Origin of the sequence: Actinokineospora terrae, assembly GCF_900111175.1 — a bacterium.
Lineage (GTDB): Bacteria > Actinomycetota > Actinomycetes > Mycobacteriales > Pseudonocardiaceae > Actinokineospora > Actinokineospora terrae.
In genome coordinates this window covers 118,574-138,109 of the sequence record NZ_FOGI01000001.1, presented here as the reverse complement: position 1 = coordinate 138,109, position 19,536 = coordinate 118,574, and the positions used below count along the sequence as shown (strand labels likewise).

Below are 19,536 nucleotides of genomic sequence, written 5' to 3'. Positions count from 1 at the left end.
GTGGATACCTACCCTTGCCCCGGTGGCTTGCCGTTAGCGCTAGGCGCGGGGATGTCGTCAGGAAGCAACACACACAGGTCGCTGATGGTCGGCGAGGCGATTCCGCGCATTCGGCGGGCGTGTCGGGTGACCGCCTCGTCGAGGACCTGGCGGGCATATCGCCCGTTGCCGAACGACTGGTCCCTGCGGATCGCCAGGAAGTGGCTGCGCAGCGCGGTGACCGTGGAGGCGGTACATTCGTAGCCGACCTTGGTGGCGTGCTGGCTGACGATGGTGACCAGTTCGTCGGCGGTGTAGTTCGCGAACTCGACGTGGTGGGAGAACCGGGACTGGAGACCGGGGTTGGCCGCTAGAAAGCCTTCCATCTCGTTGGCGTAACCGGCGGCGATGACGACAACCTCGTCGCGGTGGTCCTCCATCAGCTTGACGAGCGTGTCGATCGCCTCACGACCGAAGTCCTGCCCGCCGCCGGGACGGCTCGACAGGGTGTACGCCTCGTCGATGAAGAGAAGTCCCCCGCGCGCGCGGTCGAAGGACTCGGTGGTGCGCTTGGCGGTGTGGCCGATGTACTCGCCCACGAGGTCCGCCCGGCTTACCTCGATCACCTGGCCCTGGGCGAGAACTCCCATGGCAGCGAGGATCGAGCCGTATAGACGCGCGACGGTTGTCTTACCGGTTCCGGGTGGCCCCGCGAAGATGAGGTGCCTGCTGAGCGACGGCACGGGCAGGTTGGCCTCTCGCCGTTGCCGTGCCGAGTCGAGCAGGTCGACCATGCTGCTCACTTCGCGCTTGACGTCGTCGAGGCCGACTAGACCGCGCAGGTCCGAGAGAAGCCTGTCGACTTGCTCTTGGTCTATCCGACCCGCGCCTGCGCCGATTCCGCTACCTGGCAACGGTCCCAGGTCTTCCGGCAGGAGTCGGGTCAGGGCGACGGCGGGCGCGTTCTCGTCCTCGGCGAGCCGGTAGGCCTGCCTGCCGACCATCTCCTCGAACACCTTGCGCGCCGTGCGGCCGTTTCCGAACGTGGCGTCGCGCGGGAGCTTGGTGAAGTAGGCGTGCACGGCGGCGCGGGTCTCGAACTCCAGCCGGTAGTCGTGCGCCCGGCAGAGTCCCTCCACGATGGTCACCAGTTCGGGCGCCGTGTAGTCGGTGAACTCGATGGTGCGGGTGAACCGCGACGCCAGGCCGGGGTTGGCGGCCATGAAGGTGCGCATGTCGTTGGTGTAACCGGCGACGATGACCACGACGTCGTCGCGGTGGTCCTCCATGAGCTTCACCAACGTGTCGATGGCTTCCCGGCCGAAATCAGGGCCGTTGCCACCGGATCCCGCGGAGAGCGCGTAGGCCTCGTCGATGAACAGGACGCCGCCTAGAGCCTCGTCGAACTTCTCGGCGGTCTTGAGCGCGGTACCACCAACGACCGCTGCGACGAGGTCGGCGCGGGCGACCTCTACGAGCTGTCCGGTGCGCAAAACTCCTAGCGCTGTGAGGATCCGGCCGTACAACCTGGCGATGGTGGTCTTACCCGTACCGGGAGAGCCCGCGAAGACAAGGTGCCTTCCGAGGGGCGGTGACGGCAGCCCGGCCGCTGCTCGGCGTTCGGCCATCTGGTGAAGCCGAACCAGCGTCTCCACCTCACGCTTGACCCCGTCGAGGCCTACGAGGTTGGTGAGCTGGTCAAGCAAGGTAGTGAGGTCACTGGAGGTTTCGACCTTCGGTGGCGGAGTCTCTTGTGGTGTCTCGACCTGGGCGAGGCCCGCGTCGTCGCGCAAGTCCTTACCACGGTTCCGCTCGATACGACAACCGCGCAGGTCCACCGGTTCACTTGAACGAAGTACTACGCCGTCGCCGAGGTTCTGTTCGACGACTACGCCACCGAGTTCTCCGGTGGCCGCGCCCTCCCAGAGCGCGCCGGTGCCGCATTCCCTGATAGCGCCACCGTCGATCCTTACCCGTGCCGAACCGCGCGCGATGACAGCGGTGCCTTTGGCGCGTTCGATCTTGGGCTCAGTGATGGTGACTGTCGCGTTCTCCTCCGCGATGACCGCCGACCCGGTGCCACCTGTCACGGTGAACTTGGTGAGGTTCAGGGAGCCCGTGCCACCTACCAGGACGACGTCGTGGCCGGAGTCGGTGAAGACGCAGTCGGTTAGGTCTGCGCGGGAGGAATCGAGGACGTGCAGACCGTGGCCGCGCGCACCTCGAACCTCGGTACGCTCGATCGTCGCGGTTCCCCCCTGCACCAACACGATGGCTTGGGCCTGAGCGTTGACGATAGTGCTGTCGAGCAAGGTAGGTGAGGAACCGACTCCTACAAGGAACGCCACGCCTTCCACTTCGGACAGTGTGGTGCTGTCTACGTGAAGGGTGCTGTTCTCCTCGACGACGATGCCGGGGCCGTTGATGCGTTCGATCCGGCAGTTCTTGACCGTGCCGCCACCGTTGTCAGCGGCGAGGAACGCTCCCCCGGACTCGGCGATGTCGCAGTCGACCAGCCGCGGGGCTCCCCCGGAGCGGGCGACCACGGCGGTGGTGGCGATGCCGGTGAACGTCGACGCGCGAACCTCCGCGCCGCCGCCGTCGAACACGAGCAGGCCCGCGCCGCCCGGGTTGGTGACACGGCAGTCCCGCGCGTGCAACTCGGCGCCACCCCGCACCGCGATCGCCACGGCGGACTCCGCTGCGATCGTGCACTCGTCCATTCGCAACGAACCGGCGGTGAGGTCAACGGCGGCCTCGCCATCGCGATGGGCGAGCACGATCCCGGAGACCGTCGCACGTTCGGCGGCCAGGTGCACCGCCGGTCCCCCGGCGGCCTCGATGCGCACCTCGCCCGCCGAGCCCGCACCGGAGAGGGTGATCTCCCGCTCGATGACGACCGACTCGCGGTAGGTGCCCGGCCGCACCGCGATGACGTCCCCGTCGACGGCGGCGGCGATGGCGTCGTTGATGGTGCGGAAGCAGTCGGCGTCGGTGGCCGACACGCTCAGCACGGACCGCACGGTGGTCAGCCTGCCTGCCATCGCGGAGCCTCCTCGGGGTCGGTCCCGGTCAGGAAGTCGATCAGCTGCTGGTGGGTGTCGACGTCCGGCTCGTGGTCGGTGGGCATCGCGGTCTCCGGTCAGGCGGCGGGGAGCGCGCCGAACCAGCGCGCCGTGTGGGGGTGATGGGGCACGTCGACAGCAGCCCGCGCGGCGGCGGCCGCCCGGAGGTTGCTCAATGCGCGTTCGGTAGAAGCACCTTCCTCAGCCAAGAGCAGGCGATTGCCCTCTACGCCCAAGACACGCAACGCGGTGTGCGTAGGAATCACCACGTCGTTACGCCTATCCGCGTCAAGGAGTCCCTCTAGGCGGCGGGCGGTGGTGGTCCAGATCAGCAGCTCGGTGTCACCTGGGACGGATGCGCCTACCGAGGACACGGCGAGCATGGGTCCTTCTAGGCGTAGGAGGGCACCTTCGGCGTGGTTGACCTGGTGGGCACCGGTAACCACAACGCCGCGCATCGTGGGCAACCGTCGTAGTCCGGCGGTGAGGCACGTGTGGAAGGCGGTGTCGTAGTCGCCGGGGGCTTCCGCGAAGACCCGGACCACGGCCAGCTCGGTGAGGAGCGTGGCTTGGTCACCGGACGCCCGGAGACCTGGCCGTTCGGCTAAGAGCTGGACCACGGCCCGGGTGGCGGAATCATAGAGGGTCCCCAGCGAGGCCCTCACCGCACGGCGCTGGGCTTCATCACTACGCGCGTCGGCGGGGACGGCGGGGTCGGTGTGGGCCTTGGAGACGAGAGCGGGGAGCGCGCTCGCGGGCGGGGCGGTGACGGCGGCGGGGAGCGGGAGCGCGGATGACGAGGGGGCAACGGAGGGCAGCCTCGGCGCACTCGCCTGCACCGCCAACGCCGCGATCGCCCCGGCGGGCGCCTGACCGGCTGCCTGCACGGCGGTGGGCAACGGCTGGGCTTGAACGGACGGCAGGGCCTGGTTGGCGTTCGCCGCTGGGATCGGCTGCTCGGTGGCGGATCGGCCGGTCGGCGCTCCGGAGGTCTGCGGCGCGGTGACGGGCGGGATGGCCTGCGCGGCGGCCGGGGGCATCGCGTTCGCCATGGGAGTCGATTGCCCGGTGCTGGAGGGACTGGCGTGCGGCACGGCGGCTGTAGCGGCGACGGGCGGGATGGCCTGCGCGGCCGGGGTCGTGGGGTCGACGGGCGCCGAGGGCGGCATCGCATCGGGTGGTGGGGCTGTGGGGTCTGCCGGGTGTGCGGGGGCGGACATGGCCTGGTTGGCCAGTTGCGCGGCGGCGGGCGGCGTGGCCTTCGCGGGGGCGGCCGTCAGGGATGGCGCCGCTCCGGGAAGCACGGCAGAGGTGGCTGATGGGGCAGCTGCAGGCAGTGGGGCAGGCGGGTTGGCCGTTGCCGCTGGGGGCAGGGGCCCGGCGGCCGGATGCGTGGCAGTGGGGGCGTTCGTGAGGAGTGGGGGTGCGCTCCTCAGCGGTGCGGCTGCCGTGGTTGAGGCGGCGATGGGAGGTAGGGCGGCGGATGGGGCCAGGTTGGTGGGGAGGGCGGCTGGCCGGGTCGGGGCGGCGGGTGAAGGCGACGTGAGTGGGGTTGCTGGGAGTGAGGCGTCGGCCTGTCGCGAAGGGGCTGGGGTGCCGCCGGAGGCTGCGGGATCGGCGGTGGCTGTCGTGTGGGGTGGGGTGGCAGTGGGCGGGTTCGGTGTGGTGTTGCCGGGGGGAGATTCGGCTTCTGCGCGCGGGGAGGGTGGGGTGGGGGTGGCTGTGGCGGTTGAGGTGGTGGGAGTGGGGGTGGGGTGGTCTTCGGGGAGGTTGAGGGATTCGGGGGTGAGCAGGCTGGTTCCGGCGGTGACGCTCGGTAGAGGGGTGGACCAGGCGTCGAGGGTTATGCGGAGGGTGTGGTCTTCCGGCCAGGGGGTGGGGGTGGGGCGGGGGGTGCCCAGGAGGTGGGTGGCCAGGGAGCGGGCCGCGAGGGTGGCGCCCGGGGTGGCGGGGAGGATGCGGAGGGTGGACTTGGTGGTCGCGGGGAGGTTGTCGAGGACCTCGGTCAGTGCGGTGATGACGTGCGGTGGGATGTCGGGGCCGCAGGCGAGCAGCAGGTCCGGGGTGGGGGCGGTCGGGGTGTGGATGGCGGGGTCGATGGGGAGGGTGTCGGGGCGGGCCAGGAGGCCGCGGGCCAGGACGTCCAGGGACCAGCCGGGGGTCAGGCGGTAGCGGGCGGGGGCGAACATCGCCAGGGACGGCAGGGGGGCGGTCCAGCGGTCGAGGACCGGGGCGCAGCCGGGGCGGTAGACGCTCTCGATGGCGAAGGGGTACCAGGCGAAGTGGCCGTCCTGGTCGAGGTGGACGAGGCCGTGTTCGCTGGGCAGGCCGTGCAGGGCGCGGACGGCGGCGCCGCGTTCCCTGGCGACGGCCTGGGCGATGTCGGTGCCGTAGCAGGCGAGGACGACCCGGCCGCGCACGTCAGCGGGAAAGGCGTCCAGCACCTCGACGACATCGGCGGCCGAGGGAGCCGGTTCCCCAGGAGCACCGACGACTACGGTGGGTCGCTCCGGGTCGGGTTGTATCCACCTCAACGGGTCATCTTCACGCGAAGGGCCACCGCCGGCGCGCACCCAGAGTCCCAGCGGGATCTCCTCGTGGCCAGACGGTAGGTAGCCCTGCCACCACGGTTCGGGGAATCGGTGCCCCATCGGGCGACGGTCGGAGCCCGCGCCGTGCGCGACCCAGCCGAGTCCGGCGGCGAAGGTGTGCCCGCCGGACAACGTGTACAGGTCGCCATCGGGGGCGACGACCTCGACGCCGAGCCGGTCGGCCAAGCGCCTGGCCAGGGAGACCTCGCCCGCGGCCATGGTCGAGGAGTGCGCGGCGAGCAGTCGGACACCGGTGTCGACCTGGTCGTCGAGGTCGGCGACGAGCCACGGGTCCAGCCGGGCCAGCGCGGGCCAGGCCGAGGCGCCGACGACGACCGAGGTGCGGTGCCGTTCCTCCGGCAACGCCGCCGCGATGGCCGCCGCCTGCTCGTCGGCACCTGGTTCGCGCAGCACCAGCGCGTTCCCCGCCCGCTCCACCGTGATCGCCACGATGTCCTCCTTTCCGTTCCCACTCACCACACGGGCGAGCGGGTGCGGAAGGTTCACCGCGATCCGGAACCGGCGGGAAGACGCGGGTTACCCGAGGGCACCGCGCTTGATGGCGGAGATGAGGGCGCCGAGGTCGACGGTGCGCAAGACAGGCCCGTCCGGGTTCTTGCTGTCACGGATCGCACCCGGCGCCAGTTCCACGCACTCACCACCGTTGCCACTGCTGCGGGAGCTCTTACGCCACACCTCGACGCACTCACCGTTGTTGCCACTGCTGAAACTGCTCTTACGCCAGACCTCGACGCAGTTGCCGCCGTTACCGCCACTGAAGGAACTCTTGCGCCACGGGATGGACATGGGGCCTCCTCCGCCGAGAAACGGGCTGGCCCCCGCCCCGGGAGGGGCGAGGGCCAGTGCCGTCCCGGGGTCAGTGACCCAGGGACCCATTCTTGACGGCGGCGACCAGCGCGTCGATCCGCCCAACGAGGGTCGGACCACTGGGGTTCTTGCTGTCGCGGACCACTGTGAGCGTGTGCGCCAACTCCACGCACTGCCCACCGTTGCCGCCGCTGAAAGAACTCTTACGCCACCTAACCTGCTTCATCTCTGGACCTCCCTGTTGGACTAGCCGTCAACCAGGCTAGTCAAGAAGGCCCGCGTGTCATCGGGCGAGAGAGCTTGCTCCGACATCCGCTGGAAGTTCGCGGCGTAGAGCGTGAGATCGGCCGGACGTTCCAGGTAGATCGCCCCGTCGGCGTGCTCGAGGTACACGAAGTTCGGGGCTGATTCGTCCGGCAGGGTGAGGAGCGAGAACGGGTTGGTCATGCCGGGGTGGGGTCCCGCGGCGAACGGCAGGATCTGCAGCGTGAGGTAGTTCCACTCGGAGACCTTCACCAAGTGCTGCAACTGTTCCCGCATGTCGCCGACAGGACGACGGACGGCGGTCTCGTTGAGAATGATGTGCAGGTCTGGCTGCCTGGTGTCCAGGTGCTGCTGCCGCTCGTGCCGGAAGGCAAGGAACTTCTCCAACGTGCCTTCGTCCACCACGTCGGTGAAAGCGGAGCGGACCGCGCGGGTGTAGCTGGGAACCTGGAGCAGGCCGTAGACCAGTTCGGACTCGTAGACGGAGATCGCCTTGGCGTCGGCCTCGAAGCCGACGTAGGTCTCGTGCCAGTCGGGCATGGTGTCGCTGTGGCTGACCCACCAGCCACGCTCGTTGCTCTCCTCGGCCTGGCGCATCAGGGTGTCGACCCTGGGTGCGCCGATGTCGTAGAGCTGGCAGAGGAAGCGCACGTTCTTGGGCAGGATCGAGTGCCTGCCGTTCTCGATGCGACTGATTGTCGGTCGGCGGACGCCGAGGTACTCCGCGGCGTCGTCCTGGGTCTTGCCCGCGGCCTCGCGCAGTTCGCGGAGCTGCTTGCCGAGCCGCCACCTGCGCACCAGTGAACCTGGTGTCAGGTCATCCGTTTCGTTCATGGTCGACAGTCTCCCGGTTGCCCGCGTACGTACGCCAGTCACACGATCGAGGTATTTCCCTGGCGCACGTACGTGACGTACGGTTCACTCACCGGTACAACTCTCGCCAACGAGGTGGTGCGCGCCGCTATGGATGGATATTGGACACCATACAGGGGCAATAGCGAACGGCGGGGTCATCTGCACGATCGGGGGCGACGATGAGGACCCCCGGCGAGGTCCTGTGCGGCCTGGCCGCCCGGTGGGGGTGGCGGCAGGGACCGGACGCCTGGTCGATCCCGTGCCTCGACCAGGCGGGGCACCGGGTGTCGATCACGGTCGCGATCGCGCAGGACGGCGTTGTGGTCACCTCATCGGCGCCGGGACCCTGGCTGATTCACCCGTTGCGCGTCGGCAGATTGCGCGCAGCGTTGCGGGACGCCGCTCTCACCGTCGCCGCAATGGACGAACGCCCGCGGGCGGGCTGACCTCCGGCGCGCGGGCGACCCTCCCCGCCCGCGCGCCGGTTCCCCGGTGCCCCCGGCCGTCATGCCCCGACGGCAGGCGCCACCCGACCGGTCCGCACGCCACCTCCCCGTGCGGACCGGTCGGTCCAGCCCGGTCCCCCCGAGAAGAAAGGCACGTGTTGACCTCCCGCATCCCCTCCCTGCGGACCTGGCTGCTCGGCAGGCGCCTGCGGCACCTCATCGACAGCACCGGCATCGCCCACCGCGACATCGCCGAACGCCTGAACTGGCACCGGTCCGACCTGTCCCGGTTCCTCAACGGGCAACGCGGCATCCCCAACCCCGAGTTGGGCCTCTTGCTGTTCACCTGCGGCGTGCACACCAGGTCCCAGCGTCAGCACTACCTGTCGCTCAACAGCGACGCGCGCCGCGAGGAGTGGTGGCACGACGGCCACGACTCCCCCTTGTTCACCCAGACCCTGGACGAACTGGAGACCCAGGCGGCCCGGATCACCTCGTTCACCCCGGGCACCCTCCCGGCGCCACTGCAGACCGACGAGTACGCCGCCGCCGTAGGGACCACACCGCGGCGACATGTGCTCGACACGCACCTACAGCCGAACTGGCACTTCGTGCTGACGCGGGAGTCCCTGACACCGGCAGCGCTACCGCCGCGGGTGATCCAGGAGCAGGCGCGGCACCTGTTCTGGGAGTCGACGCGGCGCAACGTGGTGATCCAGGTGGTGCCGCACACCGTGCTCAGCCACGACATCCCGTTCCGGGTGATCACCGTGGCCGAGCAGGGCAGCCTGGTGCACCTCGACCTCGGCGGCTCGGCGCTGTTCCTGGAGAGCCAGGCCACCATCGACCGCTACCTCGCCCTGGCCGGGCGGCTGGTCGACACCTGCGTGTCCGCCGAGCGCAGCCGCGACCTGCTCGCCGCACTCGCCGACCCGGTGGTCACCGGCCAGCCGACCTGACTCGATCCTCGCTGGTCAGGGGGTGTGGACAACTTCTCGCACGCTGTCGGGGGCCGGGTCTACCTTGGGCGCCATGAACGAGATTCGACCGGCACGAGCAGGGGATGGCGCGGCCATCGGCGAGGTCCACGCGGCGTCGTGGGGGACGGTGTACGCGCCGCTGTTCCCGGCGGGGTTCGCCGCGGAGGGCGTCAGGAGTCGGCTGGAGCGCTGGCACGCGCGGATAGCGGAGGGGGTCGGGGAGTTGTTGGTGGCGGAGCGGGACGGGCGGGTGCTGGCGTTCTCGCACACGGTGCCGTCCGAGACCAGGGACGGGTACCGGGAGATCCTCAGCTTCTACGGCCATCCGGACGGGTGGGGCACGGGCGTGGCGCGGGACCTGATGGCGGAGACGGTGCGCGGGCTGGCGCGGGTGCACCTGTGGACGCTGCGGGACACGGCGCAGTCGCGGCGGTTCTACACCAAGTGCGGGTTCGTCGAGACGGGCGCGACGCAGACCCGGGACTTCGGGGACGGCAACCCGTTACCCCAGGTCGAGTACGCGCTCGTGACGGGCTGATCGCCGGGTGCCGGTCACCGGGTGAGGTGGGCGCGGAGGCGGGCATGGCGGAACTGGTAGACGGCGCCGGACTGGCGCAGGACGCCGCGGGAGTGGGCGTCGGTGAGGAAGTCGGTGACGGACCAGGGCAGGCGGCCCAGCAGAGGGAGGCAGACACGGGTGAAGACGAGCCACTGACCCCACGCGGTGAAGGTCAGGACGTAGGAGGCGGCGCCGCTGAGGCCGCCGATGGTGCTGAGGACGAGGGCGTCGTGGCCGCTCCAGCGCAGCTCGCCCAGCACACCGCTCAGCACGACGACCATGAGGAAGCCGCTGGCGAAGATCGCCAGCGCGAGGAGGGGGGCCAGCACCAGGAAGAGGTGGATGGCGGCGGTGCGGTTCGCGGCGAGGATGGTGAGCGGGCCGGTGGCCGAGGTGAGGTCGTGGGGTGACTCGAGGAAGGCGACGAGACCCAGGGCCACCGCGACGGCGACGGCGAACACGAACCCCAGGGCGACGGCGTTGATGGTGGCCAGCCGGATCGTCTCGGCAGCGGTGGGGAAGCCGCCCGCCATGCCGCGCAGCAGGACGCCGACCGGGCCGTAGCCGAGGCCGACGACGAAACCGCCGACGAAGCCCGCGAGCGCGCGCGTGGGCACGGTGGGGTGCACCCGGACCCGGTTGCCCAGGCGCAGGCGGACCCGGGAGGGTTCGACCGACACGTCGAGGCACACGATCATCAGCCCGTAGATGACGCCGAAGCCGAGTCCGACCACGGGGCCGATCAGCAGGCCGTCGAGCAGCACGGTGACCGGGCCCAGGCCGTTGGCGAGGATGATCGGGGCCGACACGACGATGTCGCACAGGGCGGTGACCAGGGAGGTGGCGATCACCACGGCCAGCACCCTGGTCGAGCGGCTGAGCGTGTCGCCGAGCCGCCACCACGCGACCTCGACGGGACTGGCCTCGGCCAGCCTGCCGAGCCAGTGCCGGACCCGCGGCAGCGGCCACCGGCGACCGTCGCGGTACACCGACGGCACGTACCCGGCGAGCAGGTGCTCCTCGACGACCGCGCGGGAGTCGAGGGCGGGGTCGGTCAGCGCGGCGGGGTCGGCGCGGTAGGTGGTGCGCGCCAACGCGACCATGAGCGGGGTGCGCAGCGCCTCGGCCAGCGGCGCGGGCATGTCGGCGACCAGCGGGTCCCACGACGGGTCGTTGCGGGTCGCGCGGGGCAGGTAGTCGGCGAGGTCGCCCGGGGCGAGGTCGTCGAGCTCGACCCCGGCCGACCAGTTCAGCACCCGGCCGAGGGCGGCGTACTCCTCGGGGCGGCTGGTGAGCAGCATCGGCAGCGAGGTCTCGTTGAACGCGGCCAACGCGGCGGCCCGCACGGTGGCCGGGAGCTCGTCGAACCCGTCGAGCACCGGCAGCACCCACCCGGCCTCGACCAGCGCGGCGGCCAGCGTCGACCCGGTCGGCGCCGGGGCGAGCAGACCGGGGTCGTCGCGCAGCAGCCGGTCGACCAGCCACTCGCGCAGCGGGGTCGCGGGGTCCCAGCCGCCCAGGCTGAAGATCACCGGCACCGGTTCGGTGGCGGCCCGGGTGCGCAGGTAGTCGAGCGTGAACCGGATCGCGAGGACCGACTTGCCCGAGCCCGCCTCGCCGAGCACCACCAAGCGCCGGGAGGGCACCATGCGGTAGATCCCGGCGATATCGCGAAGGTCGCCGGTCAGGTCGATGGGCAGCGCGTCCTCCCCCGGTGGGAGGCGGTGGACGTTGTCCCAGCGATCAGCGAGTCCGGCGGCGACGGGGTGCCAGCGGACCGGCAGCGGGAACGGGTCGTGCACGCCGCGTTGGCCTTCCTCGCGCTCCCACCGCGCGTGGACGATGTGCGCGAGCCTGCGCACGGCGTCGGACAGGCCATCATCGGCCGACAGACCTGCCTGGACCGGCCAATTCCGCTGAGCGGGCAGGTGTACCGGGTCACGCTGTGCCGGGTCACGCTGTGCCGGGCCTGGTCGCACCGGGTCCGACCGCGCCTCGGACTCGGGCAGCGTCGCCGGATCGGGTGATACCACCGGCTCGGGTGATACCAACGGATCCGGGGACACCACCGGATCCTGGGACACCACCGGTCGCACCGGCTCCGGCGATTCCGGCGGGGCCTGCGGTTCCTCGGCGCTCGCGGCCGCCATCAGGGCCTGGCGGTCGGTGCCGTCGAGGTCGAGGGCGTCGGCGATGAGTTTCACGGTGCCGATCCTGGTGTCGCCCGGGTCGGGGCTTTCCAGGCGGCGGACCGTGCGGTCGCTGATGCCCGCGCGGTGGGCCAGTTCCTCCTGGGTGAGGCCCGCGGCGCGGCGTAGCGCGCGGACCAGTTTGCCGAACTCCCCCGCCACGGTGCGACACCCCCTGATCGGCCGGGAGTCGACCTTATCGCCAACCGGACTTCCTTGTCCGGTCGCTGACCTGTTCGGCTGACCTGCGGGTTCGCCACTGTGGTGCGGCCGGTCCACCGGGATCGGCTTCCTGGGAGGGGAACAGCGATGAACATGCGAGAACTGGCGCGATGGGGCGCCGCGGTGGCCACCTGTGTCGCGGTGGTGCTGCCGACACCGGCACAGGCCGAGGCGGAGCCGCCGCGGTTCGTGGACGGGTTCGGGCTGACGGTGAAGGTCCAGCCGACGTGGATCGATGGCGCGCACCGCACCTTCACCTTCTCGGTCGCGTCCACCGAGGTGCCGCGGCCGACGTTGCTGCCGACCCAGGTGGCCGGGCAGCACGTGGTCGTGGTGACGCTGCCCGAGGACTACGCGGGTTCGGCCAAGCGCTACCCCGTGCTCTACGCGCTGCACGGCAACCCGGACATGCCCGACACCCGGTGGAACGTGGACCGGGCGGAGATCGCCACGCAGGGCAAGCCGCTGATCACGGTGCAGCCCAACGGGGTGCGCAGCTGGTACTCGAACTGGGTGAACCCGGGCGCGGTCGGTAAGCAGAACTGGGAGAGCTTCCACCTGGACCAGCTGATCCCGTTCGTGGACGCGAACCTGCGGACCATCGCGAACCGGGACGGGCGGGCGATCCTGGGCCACTCGATGGGCGGGTTCGGCGCGCTGCACTACGCCGAGCACCGGCCCGAGCTGTTCGGGTACGTCGGCTCGATGTCGGGCGGGCTGGACCTGCGCAACCCGGTGATGCGCGGCGTGGTGGTGACCACGGAGCTGATCGAGGCGTCCGGGGTGCCGACGGTCGGCGCGGACGCGATCTTCGGGCCGCCGGTGTGGCCGTTCGACGGGATCTGGAACGCCGAGAGCCCCGCGCACAACGTCGCCCCGCTGCGGGGCATGGGGGTCGCGCTCTACACGGGCAACGGCGGCAACCTGCTCGACAACCCGGTCCAGGCGATCGCCGAGCAGCAGGCCAGGGAGACCAACCTGGTCACCGTCGCCAACCTGACCGCCGCGGGTGTCCCGTTCGACTTCCTCGACTACGGAGACGGCAGCACGTGGGCACCCGGCTGCACCGGCAAGCACGCCTCGCCCCCGTGCGTGCAGAAGGCCATGACCCACTTCGTCGGCCTGGTCCTGGGCCGTCTCCAGCACCCGTGAGGCGGCGGCGATGTCCCAGTTCCAGTACGCGTGCGGGGAATGCGGCTTCCGCACCCCCTGGTCGACCGAGTCCCAGGGCGCCGAGTGGCAAGAGGCCCACTACGCCCAGCGCCACCCCGGCATCCCGCCGGGCGGCATGGTCCGCACCCGCGACCGGGGCCGCTCCGGCAGCGGGGGCGGAGGCGGCTGCGTGGGGCTGGTGGCGGCCCTGTTCGTCCTGCTCCTGGTCGCAAGCACCTGCCGCAGCACCGCGCGCAGCGCACCCGCGCAGGCTCCGGTGGCCATCTCCTGGGAGGTCCTGCGATGACGCGGGCAAGGCTGTTCGTGGCGCTCGGGGTGGTGTTGGCGCTTGTCGCCGGGCTGGTGGCCTGGTGGTCGGGCGCTGACCGCGACGACGGGCCTGCCCGGGATCGGGGGGCGTTCGAGGAAGCCGTGGAGGGGCTCGGGGCGGCTCCCGGGGTCCGCTACGAGGACACGTCGATCACAGGGCAACGGCGGGAAGTCACCACAACCGAGTTCGGGGCTCAGTTCGGGGTCACGGGATACGCGGGACTGGAAGACAACGACCAGGGCCTGCTGAAGGTCGACGGGAAGCTCTACACGAGGTTCTTGCGCGACGAGGACAGGCTGGGGCGGTGGAAGGCCGGTGACCCCAACGACGAGTACATGTACGGGGACCTGGGTAAGCAATTCCCCTCCCCCGGCGACTTGTCGGCCAAGTTGCAAGAGGCGGTCGCCCAGGTCCCGAACCTACCGGCGCCCGGTGACGTCAACGTGCCCGCAGTCGACGTCCGCGGTGTCCCCGCACTAACAGCGGAGACAGGGCTCGGCACGATCTATGTGTCGAGAGACCGGCCTTACCGCGTGCTGCGACTGGAACCGCAAGGCATCCTCACGCCGTCGCGGATGCCGACAGCGCTACCGGAGTTCGTGCCACCACCGGCGGCCGAGCGGATCGCGGAGGACTCGCGCGGGGTGGACATCATCCCGATCGAGGACGACGACGCGGTCGAGCGGATGTACGAAGCGCTCGCGGAGAACACCAAGCGGCTGGCCGAGGCCGTGGACGCGGGGATCTCGTTCTCGCTCACCACGTCCGCGGCGTTCGACTGCACCGCGGCCGGGTGCTCGGTGACGGCGGCGTTCAAGGGCGAGGTGGGCACCAAGGCCCGCGAACGACTCTCCGGCGGGTCTGTCAGCGCGCGGTTGACCGTCAAGAACGTGACCATCGACGGTAGGCCTGCCGGTGGTTGCATGAGCGCGCCGACGACGATCCGACTCACCGGCGATAGCGCTACCGGCGAACTGTCGTGTGTGGACGTTGACGCGGGTCCCGTGTTCGCGGCCGTTGACGCGGAGTACTCGGCAAGAGCGCAGCAAGAGGCCAACGCGAGCGGTGGCCGTGTCACGCTGAGGTTCTCCTCACGGGGCGAGGCGTGGGTTGACGCTGTCGCGGTCGCGCAGACAACCGTGGACCAGTTGTTGGCCCAGCAGCAGAAGGAGCGGGAGTCCGGTACCTGCTCGACAGGGCAACCGTCGCCGCCCCGGCGAACGCTGTACCACTACACCAACGAGAAGGGGATGGAGGGAATCCGGAGCAGCGGCGAGCTGTGGCCGTCGCGGCTGGCCGACAACCCGAAGGACGCGCGCTACGGCGACGGGCAGTACCTTTCGGACATCCAGCCCGGCACCAGGAGCAATGGCCAGTTGGCGCGCTGCTTCCTGGGGAGGCCGTGGCCCAAGACCAAGTACACGCACTACGTGGAGGTGGACGTGACCGGGTTGAAGGTGACCGAGGCCCCAGGGCGTGAGCACGTGTTCGTGGTCCTCAACGACGCCGCGCTCGACGTCAGCGGGCGGATCGTGAGTTGGGGGAGGAATTGAGCGCCATGCGGTACCTGAAGACCCACTGGCACCACGACCACCCGGACGAGCCCGTGCTGATCTACAGCGAGATCGACGCCGACCGGGCGGAGACGCGCAAGGTCGAGGTGTACCGGGACGGCAGGCACGACTGGGCCGACGAGCGGGAGAGCACCGGGAGCACGTTCCTCGCCGAGGTCGACATGCCCGACGACGAGGAGTTCGCGGCGATCGCGGCGGACCCCGAGTTCAGCCCAGAGTGGATCGAGCGGGCCGAGTTCGAGCAGGCCTGGGCCAAGGCCCGGGAACGGTAGGGACCTGACGGACACGGCACCCCGCGATCTCGACAGATCGCGGGGTGCCGTGCGGGCTCAGGTTAGATCAGCAGGTGCCCGCGTCCTGCCAGACAGCCCACGAGCCGGGCGCGCCGGGCTCGGCACCGGTGGAGTACCAGGTGGACTTCCACTTGTGGCCGTTGTGCGAGACCTGGTCGTTGGGGACGTAGGCCTGCGACGCGCTCCACGCGTTCACGCCGCCGCAGCCGCCGGGGTTGCCGCCGGTGATGGTCAGGGTGAAGGTCGCGGAGTGGGCCACGGAGCCCGAGCCGGTGACGGTCACCGAGTAGGTGCCCGCGGCGACCGACGCGGTGGTCGAGATGGCGAGGGTCGAGGTGCCCCCTGCCGTCACCGAGGACGGGCTGAAGGTAGCGCTAGCGCCCGAGGGCAGGCCCGATGCGCTCAGATTCACCGTCTGGGCAGAGCCCGTGGTGACCGCCGTGCCGACGGTGGTGCTGACGGAGCCGCCCGCGGCAGTGCTACCGCTGGTGGGGTTGAGGGCCAGCGAGAAGTCGTTGGCCGGAGGCTGACCGCCGACAGTCAGGTTGTAGACGGCGGTGTGGGTGGCCGTGCCCGCCGCGCGAACCGTGATCGGGTAGGTCCCGGCGGCGACGTTGGAGCCAACGGCGATGCTCAGCGTTGACGACGAGCCGGTCTGGACCGACGACGGGCTGAACGTGACGGTCACGCCGCCGGGCTGGCCCGACGCGGTCAGGGCGACCGTCTGCGCGCTGCCGGAGGTGGTCGCGGTCGACACGGTCGAGGTGGTGCTGGAGCCGGTCTGCACGGTGCCGGAGCTCGGGTTCAGCGAGAGGCTGAACTCGTTGTTCGGCGTACCGGCGCAGGTGGGCTCACCGGACTGCGCGGGCAGCGTCACGGCGTTCCAGGCGGCCTTGACGGCGTTGTACTGGGCGCAGGTCGAGTCGAGGTTCTTCGCCGCGGTCAGGGTGGCGACGCGGTACCTGGCGTAGGACATGCCGGAGGTCTTGAGCAGCATCGCGTTGTAGAAGATGCGGCCCGCGTTCTGGATGCCGATGCCGGTCAGCGACGTGCTGTTGCAGGTCGGGCTGCTCGGCTTGCCGCCGCCGGGGTTGGTGCCCTCGGCGAGCAGGTAGAACCAGTGGTTCAACGGACCGGCCGCGGCGTGCACCTCGGTGTTGGGGATGGCGCTGGAGTAGCAGTTCGGGTCGCCGTTGACCTGCGACGGGTTGGCCATGTTGCGGATCGGGCCCTGGCCGACCAGGTTCACCGACTCGCCCACGGTGTAGTCCGGGGTGTCGTACGGGGACGGCTCGTTGGCGTAGGCCTCGGTCAGCGCGCCGAAGATGTCACCGGTGCCCTCGCCGAGCCCGGCCTCGGTGCCCGCGCCGCCCGGGGTGTACTGGTCGATGGCGTGGCCGTGCTCGTGCGCGGCGACGTCCATCGAGGCGATCCACTGGTTGGCCTGGTTGTGGCCGATCTCGATGTGGTCACCGGTCCAGTAGGCGTTGACCTGGTTGAGGCCGACCTGCACCTGGACACCGCGGCCGTTGCCGTCGATGCCGTTGCGACCCAGCCAGTCCTTGAGCATCCCCCACTGCTTCTGGGTGGACCACAGCACGTCGACGCAACCGGTCTCCTTGCTGGTGGCCTGGCCGTTGCCGAAGGAGTTGCTCGACTTGGTGAAGGGCTGCTTGGTCGAGTAGTCGACGCAGCTCAGGCCCGGCCGGGTGCTGTCGACGGTGCTGTTGTTGCTGGTGTCGATGGTCAGCGGGTTCGGGCCGTTCCACTGCGAGGTGCCGGTGCCCGCGCGCACGTCGTCGACCGAGTCGACCACGGCGCCGGTCTGGGCGTCGACGTAGACGTGCAGCCGGGTGGGCACGCCGTCGGCGCGGTGCCCGGCCACGACGGTCTCGTACACCAGGGTGCCGACACCGCCCGCGCGCACCGAGAGCTTGCCCGACTCGACCTTGTCCACGTGGGACACGCGGGCCCTGGCGATGTCGTCGGCCTGGCGCGCGGTCAGCTTGGGCTTGGTCGACACGGCGAGGCCACCGCGGTTGGCGGCGACGGTGTCGAGGGTGTTGCCCGCGGCGTCGGTGGCCACGACGGCGTCACCGCCGACGACCGGGAGCCCCTTGTAGGTGCGGTCGTAGGAGACGTAGAACAGCTCCTTGCGGCCGGGGATCCCGCCTTGGTAGACCGCGCGGCGGACGAACTGCTCGTCGGGGCCCTTGGCGAGGGCGTCGAGACCGGACGCGGCGGCTTGGTCCGCGGCGGCGACGGCGAGCGCGAGCGGGGTCTTGGCGGCGGGGGCTGGTGGGGCGGCGTCGGCGGCGCCGGCCACCGCGTGGACCGCCAGGGTCGCCGCGCCCGCGGCGACCACGAGGGCAAGGGTGCGTTTCACGCCACACTCCTCTAAGGATGCAGGGAATGCCGAAGAACTCGGACCGCCACAACGTATGAGCCACCCCATACAGCGTCAACAAATGTGTCCAAGCCACCCGGCTTCCCAGTTGCCAAAAGCATTTCCACGACCGAAATGCCTGGTCATGACCGATCTCGCCATATCGAGTGGATATCGGGAAATGTGGTATGCCGCGAATTCCATCAACGGGACCGTCGAATCATTCATTGCGAGGTTGTGGCGGGGATTTTGACCGCCCTTTACCCGGTCGGGCGGCGGGACCCGGTGACCGGTCGGCGACCGTGTGGTGTGGATGATCGCGAGATGGGTATCACTGCGTCGTCCCTCGTGCCGCTGGACGTGAGCCCGCTCGTGTTAAGCAGCAGCACGCGGGCTCATGGAAAGAAGCCGTCCGCCGGGTCGCCGCGACCCGGCGGACGGTCCTGTCCCGGCTAGTCGAGCAGGTGGTGGCGATCGACCAGGGTCTTGGCCAGGTCGCGGAGCTTGACGTTGATGTTCTGCGAGGTGCGGCGCAGCGTGTCGAACGCCTGCTGGGCGTCGATGCCGCGGCGCACCATCAGGATGCCCTTGGCCTGGCCGATGACATCGCGGGTGTCGAGGGCCTCCCGCAGCTGCTCGACGCGCAACTGCTCCCGGGTGACGCCCTCGGTGGCGGCCAGCGCGAGCGAGGCGTGCGTGCCGAGCAGCATCAACGCGTCGCGGTCGACGGGGTCGAACTCGTGCGGCTCGCGCGAGTACACGTTGAGGGCGCCGGACAGGCGCGGTGCGCGCGCGTCGGGCAGCAGCGCCACCGAGGCCAGCGAGCGGAACCCGAGCTCGGCGGCGGCGGGCCCGAACCGGGGCCAGCGGTCGTCGTGGGCCAGGTCGGGGCTGTAGGCGGCGGCCGGGCCGGACTCGCGGGCGCACTCCACGCAGCAGCCCTCACCGAAGCGGTACTGCAGCTTGTCCAGCTCGTCGGCGACGGCGTCGGTGGACACCGGGGTGTGGAACTCGCCGTCCGGGCCGCGCAGCGTGACGCTGACCAGGTCGCCGCCGGACACCACGTCCTTGGCGGTGACCACGACCCGTTCCAGGACGTCGGCCACCGACCCCGCGGCCAGCAGGTCGGCGGTCAACCCGACCATCTGGCCGACCAGGTTGCCCAGGTCGGAGTCCTCGTCATCCGGTTGGCTTCCCACGGCAGCACCCTCCACGCGCGTCCGATGAACACCGACCTCGATGGCCGCTGTCGGCTCGGCGCTGGCTGCTCAACGCGAGACCTCGCGAGGATCCTAGTCATGGGAGCGCTCCGGGCCGCGTGAAGCTCGGCCCGGAGCGAGGTGTCGGCGCGCCTAGGCGGCGACCAGTGCGGGTGCCAGCACCAGCCCGTCGAGGCCGGTCGGCACCCGCAGCGACGGCGGCTCGGTGAGCCCTACCTGCTTGCCGACCCGCAGTGCGTTGACGAACCGGGAGACCTCCCGCGGGGAGGCGTCGACAGCACCGCCGAGGTAGCGCAAGACGATCAGGTCTTCACCGGAGTAGGTCTCGACCGCCACGGCCCAACCCGAGCGCTCGTCCCACAGCAGCGCCACGTCCCGGCCGGGGTGGCTGGGCAGGCGCACGTCCAGCGCGAGGTAGGCCGACACCGGGGTGTCGAGGTCGACGGTGACGGACTCCAGGCCGACCCCGACCTCGGTGGCGACCTCGCGCAGGTAGGCGCGCAGGGCGCGGTGGGCCGGGTGCTGGTAACCGAGAGACAGCTCAAGGACCGCGGTCACGGAGGAAACCCTTTCTCCAACTGCTGAAGCTCCGCGTCGTGTGA

Annotated in this window: 16 protein-coding genes; 7 read left to right on the top strand and 9 right to left on the bottom strand. The window is 70.5% G+C overall.

Annotated elements, in window-relative coordinates:
- Positions 1-8: 8 nt before the first annotated feature.
- The 5 genes from BMY07_RS00570 to BMY07_RS00550 all read right to left on the bottom strand — a co-directional run bounded on the left by BMY07_RS00570 (position 9) and on the right by BMY07_RS00550 (position 7,561).
- On the bottom strand, positions 9-3,023 hold the full coding sequence (locus BMY07_RS00570; RefSeq protein WP_092774401.1) for an AAA family ATPase: 3,015 nt from the start codon (positions 3,021-3,023) through the stop codon (positions 9-11).
- Between the two features lie 98 nt (positions 3,024-3,121).
- On the bottom strand, positions 3,122-6,085 hold the full coding sequence (locus BMY07_RS35805) for a hypothetical protein (protein WP_092774400.1): 2,964 nt from the start codon (positions 6,083-6,085) through the stop codon (positions 3,122-3,124).
- An 87-nt stretch (positions 6,086-6,172) separates the two neighbouring features.
- Entirely contained in the window at positions 6,173-6,442 is a 270-nt protein-coding gene (locus BMY07_RS00560; RefSeq protein WP_092774399.1) for a DUF397 domain-containing protein, read from the bottom strand.
- 70 nt (positions 6,443-6,512) lie between these two features.
- Positions 6,513-6,689 (bottom strand): DUF397 domain-containing protein, encoded by a 177-nt coding sequence (locus BMY07_RS00555; RefSeq protein WP_092774398.1) that lies wholly within the window; start codon positions 6,687-6,689, stop codon positions 6,513-6,515.
- 20 nt (positions 6,690-6,709) lie between these two features.
- Positions 6,710-7,561 carry a helix-turn-helix domain-containing protein gene (locus tag BMY07_RS00550; protein ID WP_092774397.1) on the bottom strand — a complete coding sequence of 284 codons (852 nt, stop codon included), beginning with the start codon at positions 7,559-7,561 and terminating at the stop codon, positions 6,710-6,712.
- Between the two features lie 200 nt (positions 7,562-7,761).
- Between BMY07_RS00550 and BMY07_RS00545 the strand changes: the two genes are divergently transcribed.
- From BMY07_RS00545 to BMY07_RS00535, 3 genes are all read left to right on the top strand, one after another.
- On the top strand, positions 7,762-8,028 hold the full coding sequence (locus tag BMY07_RS00545; RefSeq protein ID WP_245782103.1) for a hypothetical protein: 267 nt from the start codon (positions 7,762-7,764) through the stop codon (positions 8,026-8,028).
- Between the two features lie 155 nt (positions 8,029-8,183).
- Positions 8,184-8,987, top strand: a complete 804-nt coding sequence (locus BMY07_RS00540) for a helix-turn-helix domain-containing protein (RefSeq protein WP_092774396.1) — start codon at positions 8,184-8,186, stop codon at positions 8,985-8,987.
- A gap of 73 nt (positions 8,988-9,060) precedes the next feature.
- Positions 9,061-9,546: a GNAT family N-acetyltransferase gene (locus BMY07_RS00535; RefSeq protein WP_092774902.1), complete on the top strand. Its 486-nt coding sequence runs from the start codon at positions 9,061-9,063 to the stop codon at positions 9,544-9,546.
- A gap of 14 nt (positions 9,547-9,560) precedes the next feature.
- Here the strand turns inward: BMY07_RS00535 and BMY07_RS00530 are convergent, their stop codons facing one another.
- Entirely contained in the window at positions 9,561-11,918 is a 2,358-nt protein-coding gene (locus BMY07_RS00530; RefSeq protein WP_177215359.1) for a helix-turn-helix domain-containing protein, read from the bottom strand.
- 147 nt (positions 11,919-12,065) lie between these two features.
- On the opposite strand from BMY07_RS00530, the gene BMY07_RS00525 reads away from it, so the two are divergent.
- Genes BMY07_RS00525 through BMY07_RS00510 form a run of 4 tightly spaced genes read left to right on the top strand, consistent with a single transcriptional unit; the run spans position 12,066 to position 15,307 of the window.
- Positions 12,066-13,130 (top strand): alpha/beta hydrolase, encoded by a 1,065-nt coding sequence (locus tag BMY07_RS00525; RefSeq protein WP_245782102.1) that lies wholly within the window; start codon positions 12,066-12,068, stop codon positions 13,128-13,130.
- Positions 13,131-13,140: 10 nt separating this feature from the next.
- Positions 13,141-13,437: a hypothetical protein gene (locus tag BMY07_RS00520; RefSeq protein ID WP_218150554.1), complete on the top strand. Its 297-nt coding sequence runs from the start codon at positions 13,141-13,143 to the stop codon at positions 13,435-13,437.
- Entirely contained in the window at positions 13,434-15,014 is a 1,581-nt protein-coding gene (locus BMY07_RS34745) for an HYD1 signature containing ADP-ribosyltransferase family protein (RefSeq protein ID WP_218150553.1), read from the top strand. Before BMY07_RS00520 ends, BMY07_RS34745 begins: the two co-directional genes overlap by 4 nt.
- Positions 15,015-15,019: 5 nt before the next feature.
- On the top strand, positions 15,020-15,307 hold the full coding sequence (locus BMY07_RS00510; RefSeq protein WP_092774393.1) for a DUF6881 domain-containing protein: 288 nt from the start codon (positions 15,020-15,022) through the stop codon (positions 15,305-15,307).
- A 67-nt stretch (positions 15,308-15,374) separates the two neighbouring features.
- Here BMY07_RS00510 and BMY07_RS00505 read toward each other — a convergent pair whose 3' ends face one another.
- From BMY07_RS00505 to BMY07_RS00495, 3 genes are all read right to left on the bottom strand, one after another.
- Complete coding sequence (locus BMY07_RS00505) at positions 15,375-17,714, bottom strand: M4 family metallopeptidase (protein WP_245782101.1); 2,340 nt, start codon at positions 17,712-17,714, stop codon at positions 15,375-15,377.
- A 452-nt stretch (positions 17,715-18,166) separates the two neighbouring features.
- Positions 18,167-18,913 carry a GAF and ANTAR domain-containing protein gene (locus tag BMY07_RS00500; protein WP_342741516.1) on the bottom strand — a complete coding sequence of 249 codons (747 nt, stop codon included), beginning with the start codon at positions 18,911-18,913 and terminating at the stop codon, positions 18,167-18,169.
- 153 nt (positions 18,914-19,066) lie between these two features.
- Positions 19,067-19,492 (bottom strand): DUF6292 family protein, encoded by a 426-nt coding sequence (locus tag BMY07_RS00495; protein ID WP_177215358.1) that lies wholly within the window; start codon positions 19,490-19,492, stop codon positions 19,067-19,069.
- Between the last annotated feature and the right edge of the window lie 44 nt (positions 19,493-19,536).

Coding starts and splice junctions, on each gene's coding strand:
- BMY07_RS00570 (WP_092774401.1), bottom strand. CDS start 3,023: ATGGCAGGCAGGCTGACCACCGTGCGGTCCGTGCTGAGCGTGTCGGCC.
- BMY07_RS00560 (WP_092774399.1), bottom strand. CDS start 6,442: ATGTCCATCCCGTGGCGCAAGAGTTCCTTCAGTGGCGGTAACGGCGGC.
- BMY07_RS00555 (WP_092774398.1), bottom strand. CDS start 6,689: ATGAAGCAGGTTAGGTGGCGTAAGAGTTCTTTCAGCGGCGGCAACGGT.
- BMY07_RS00550 (WP_092774397.1), bottom strand. CDS start 7,561: ATGAACGAAACGGATGACCTGACACCAGGTTCACTGGTGCGCAGGTGG.
- BMY07_RS00545 (WP_245782103.1), top strand. CDS start 7,762: ATGAGGACCCCCGGCGAGGTCCTGTGCGGCCTGGCCGCCCGGTGGGGG.
- BMY07_RS00535 (WP_092774902.1), top strand. CDS start 9,061: ATGAACGAGATTCGACCGGCACGAGCAGGGGATGGCGCGGCCATCGGC.
- BMY07_RS00525 (WP_245782102.1), top strand. CDS start 12,066: ATGAACATGCGAGAACTGGCGCGATGGGGCGCCGCGGTGGCCACCTGT.
- BMY07_RS00520 (WP_218150554.1), top strand. CDS start 13,141: ATGTCCCAGTTCCAGTACGCGTGCGGGGAATGCGGCTTCCGCACCCCC.
- BMY07_RS34745 (WP_218150553.1), top strand. CDS start 13,434: ATGACGCGGGCAAGGCTGTTCGTGGCGCTCGGGGTGGTGTTGGCGCTT.
- BMY07_RS00510 (WP_092774393.1), top strand. CDS start 15,020: ATGCGGTACCTGAAGACCCACTGGCACCACGACCACCCGGACGAGCCC.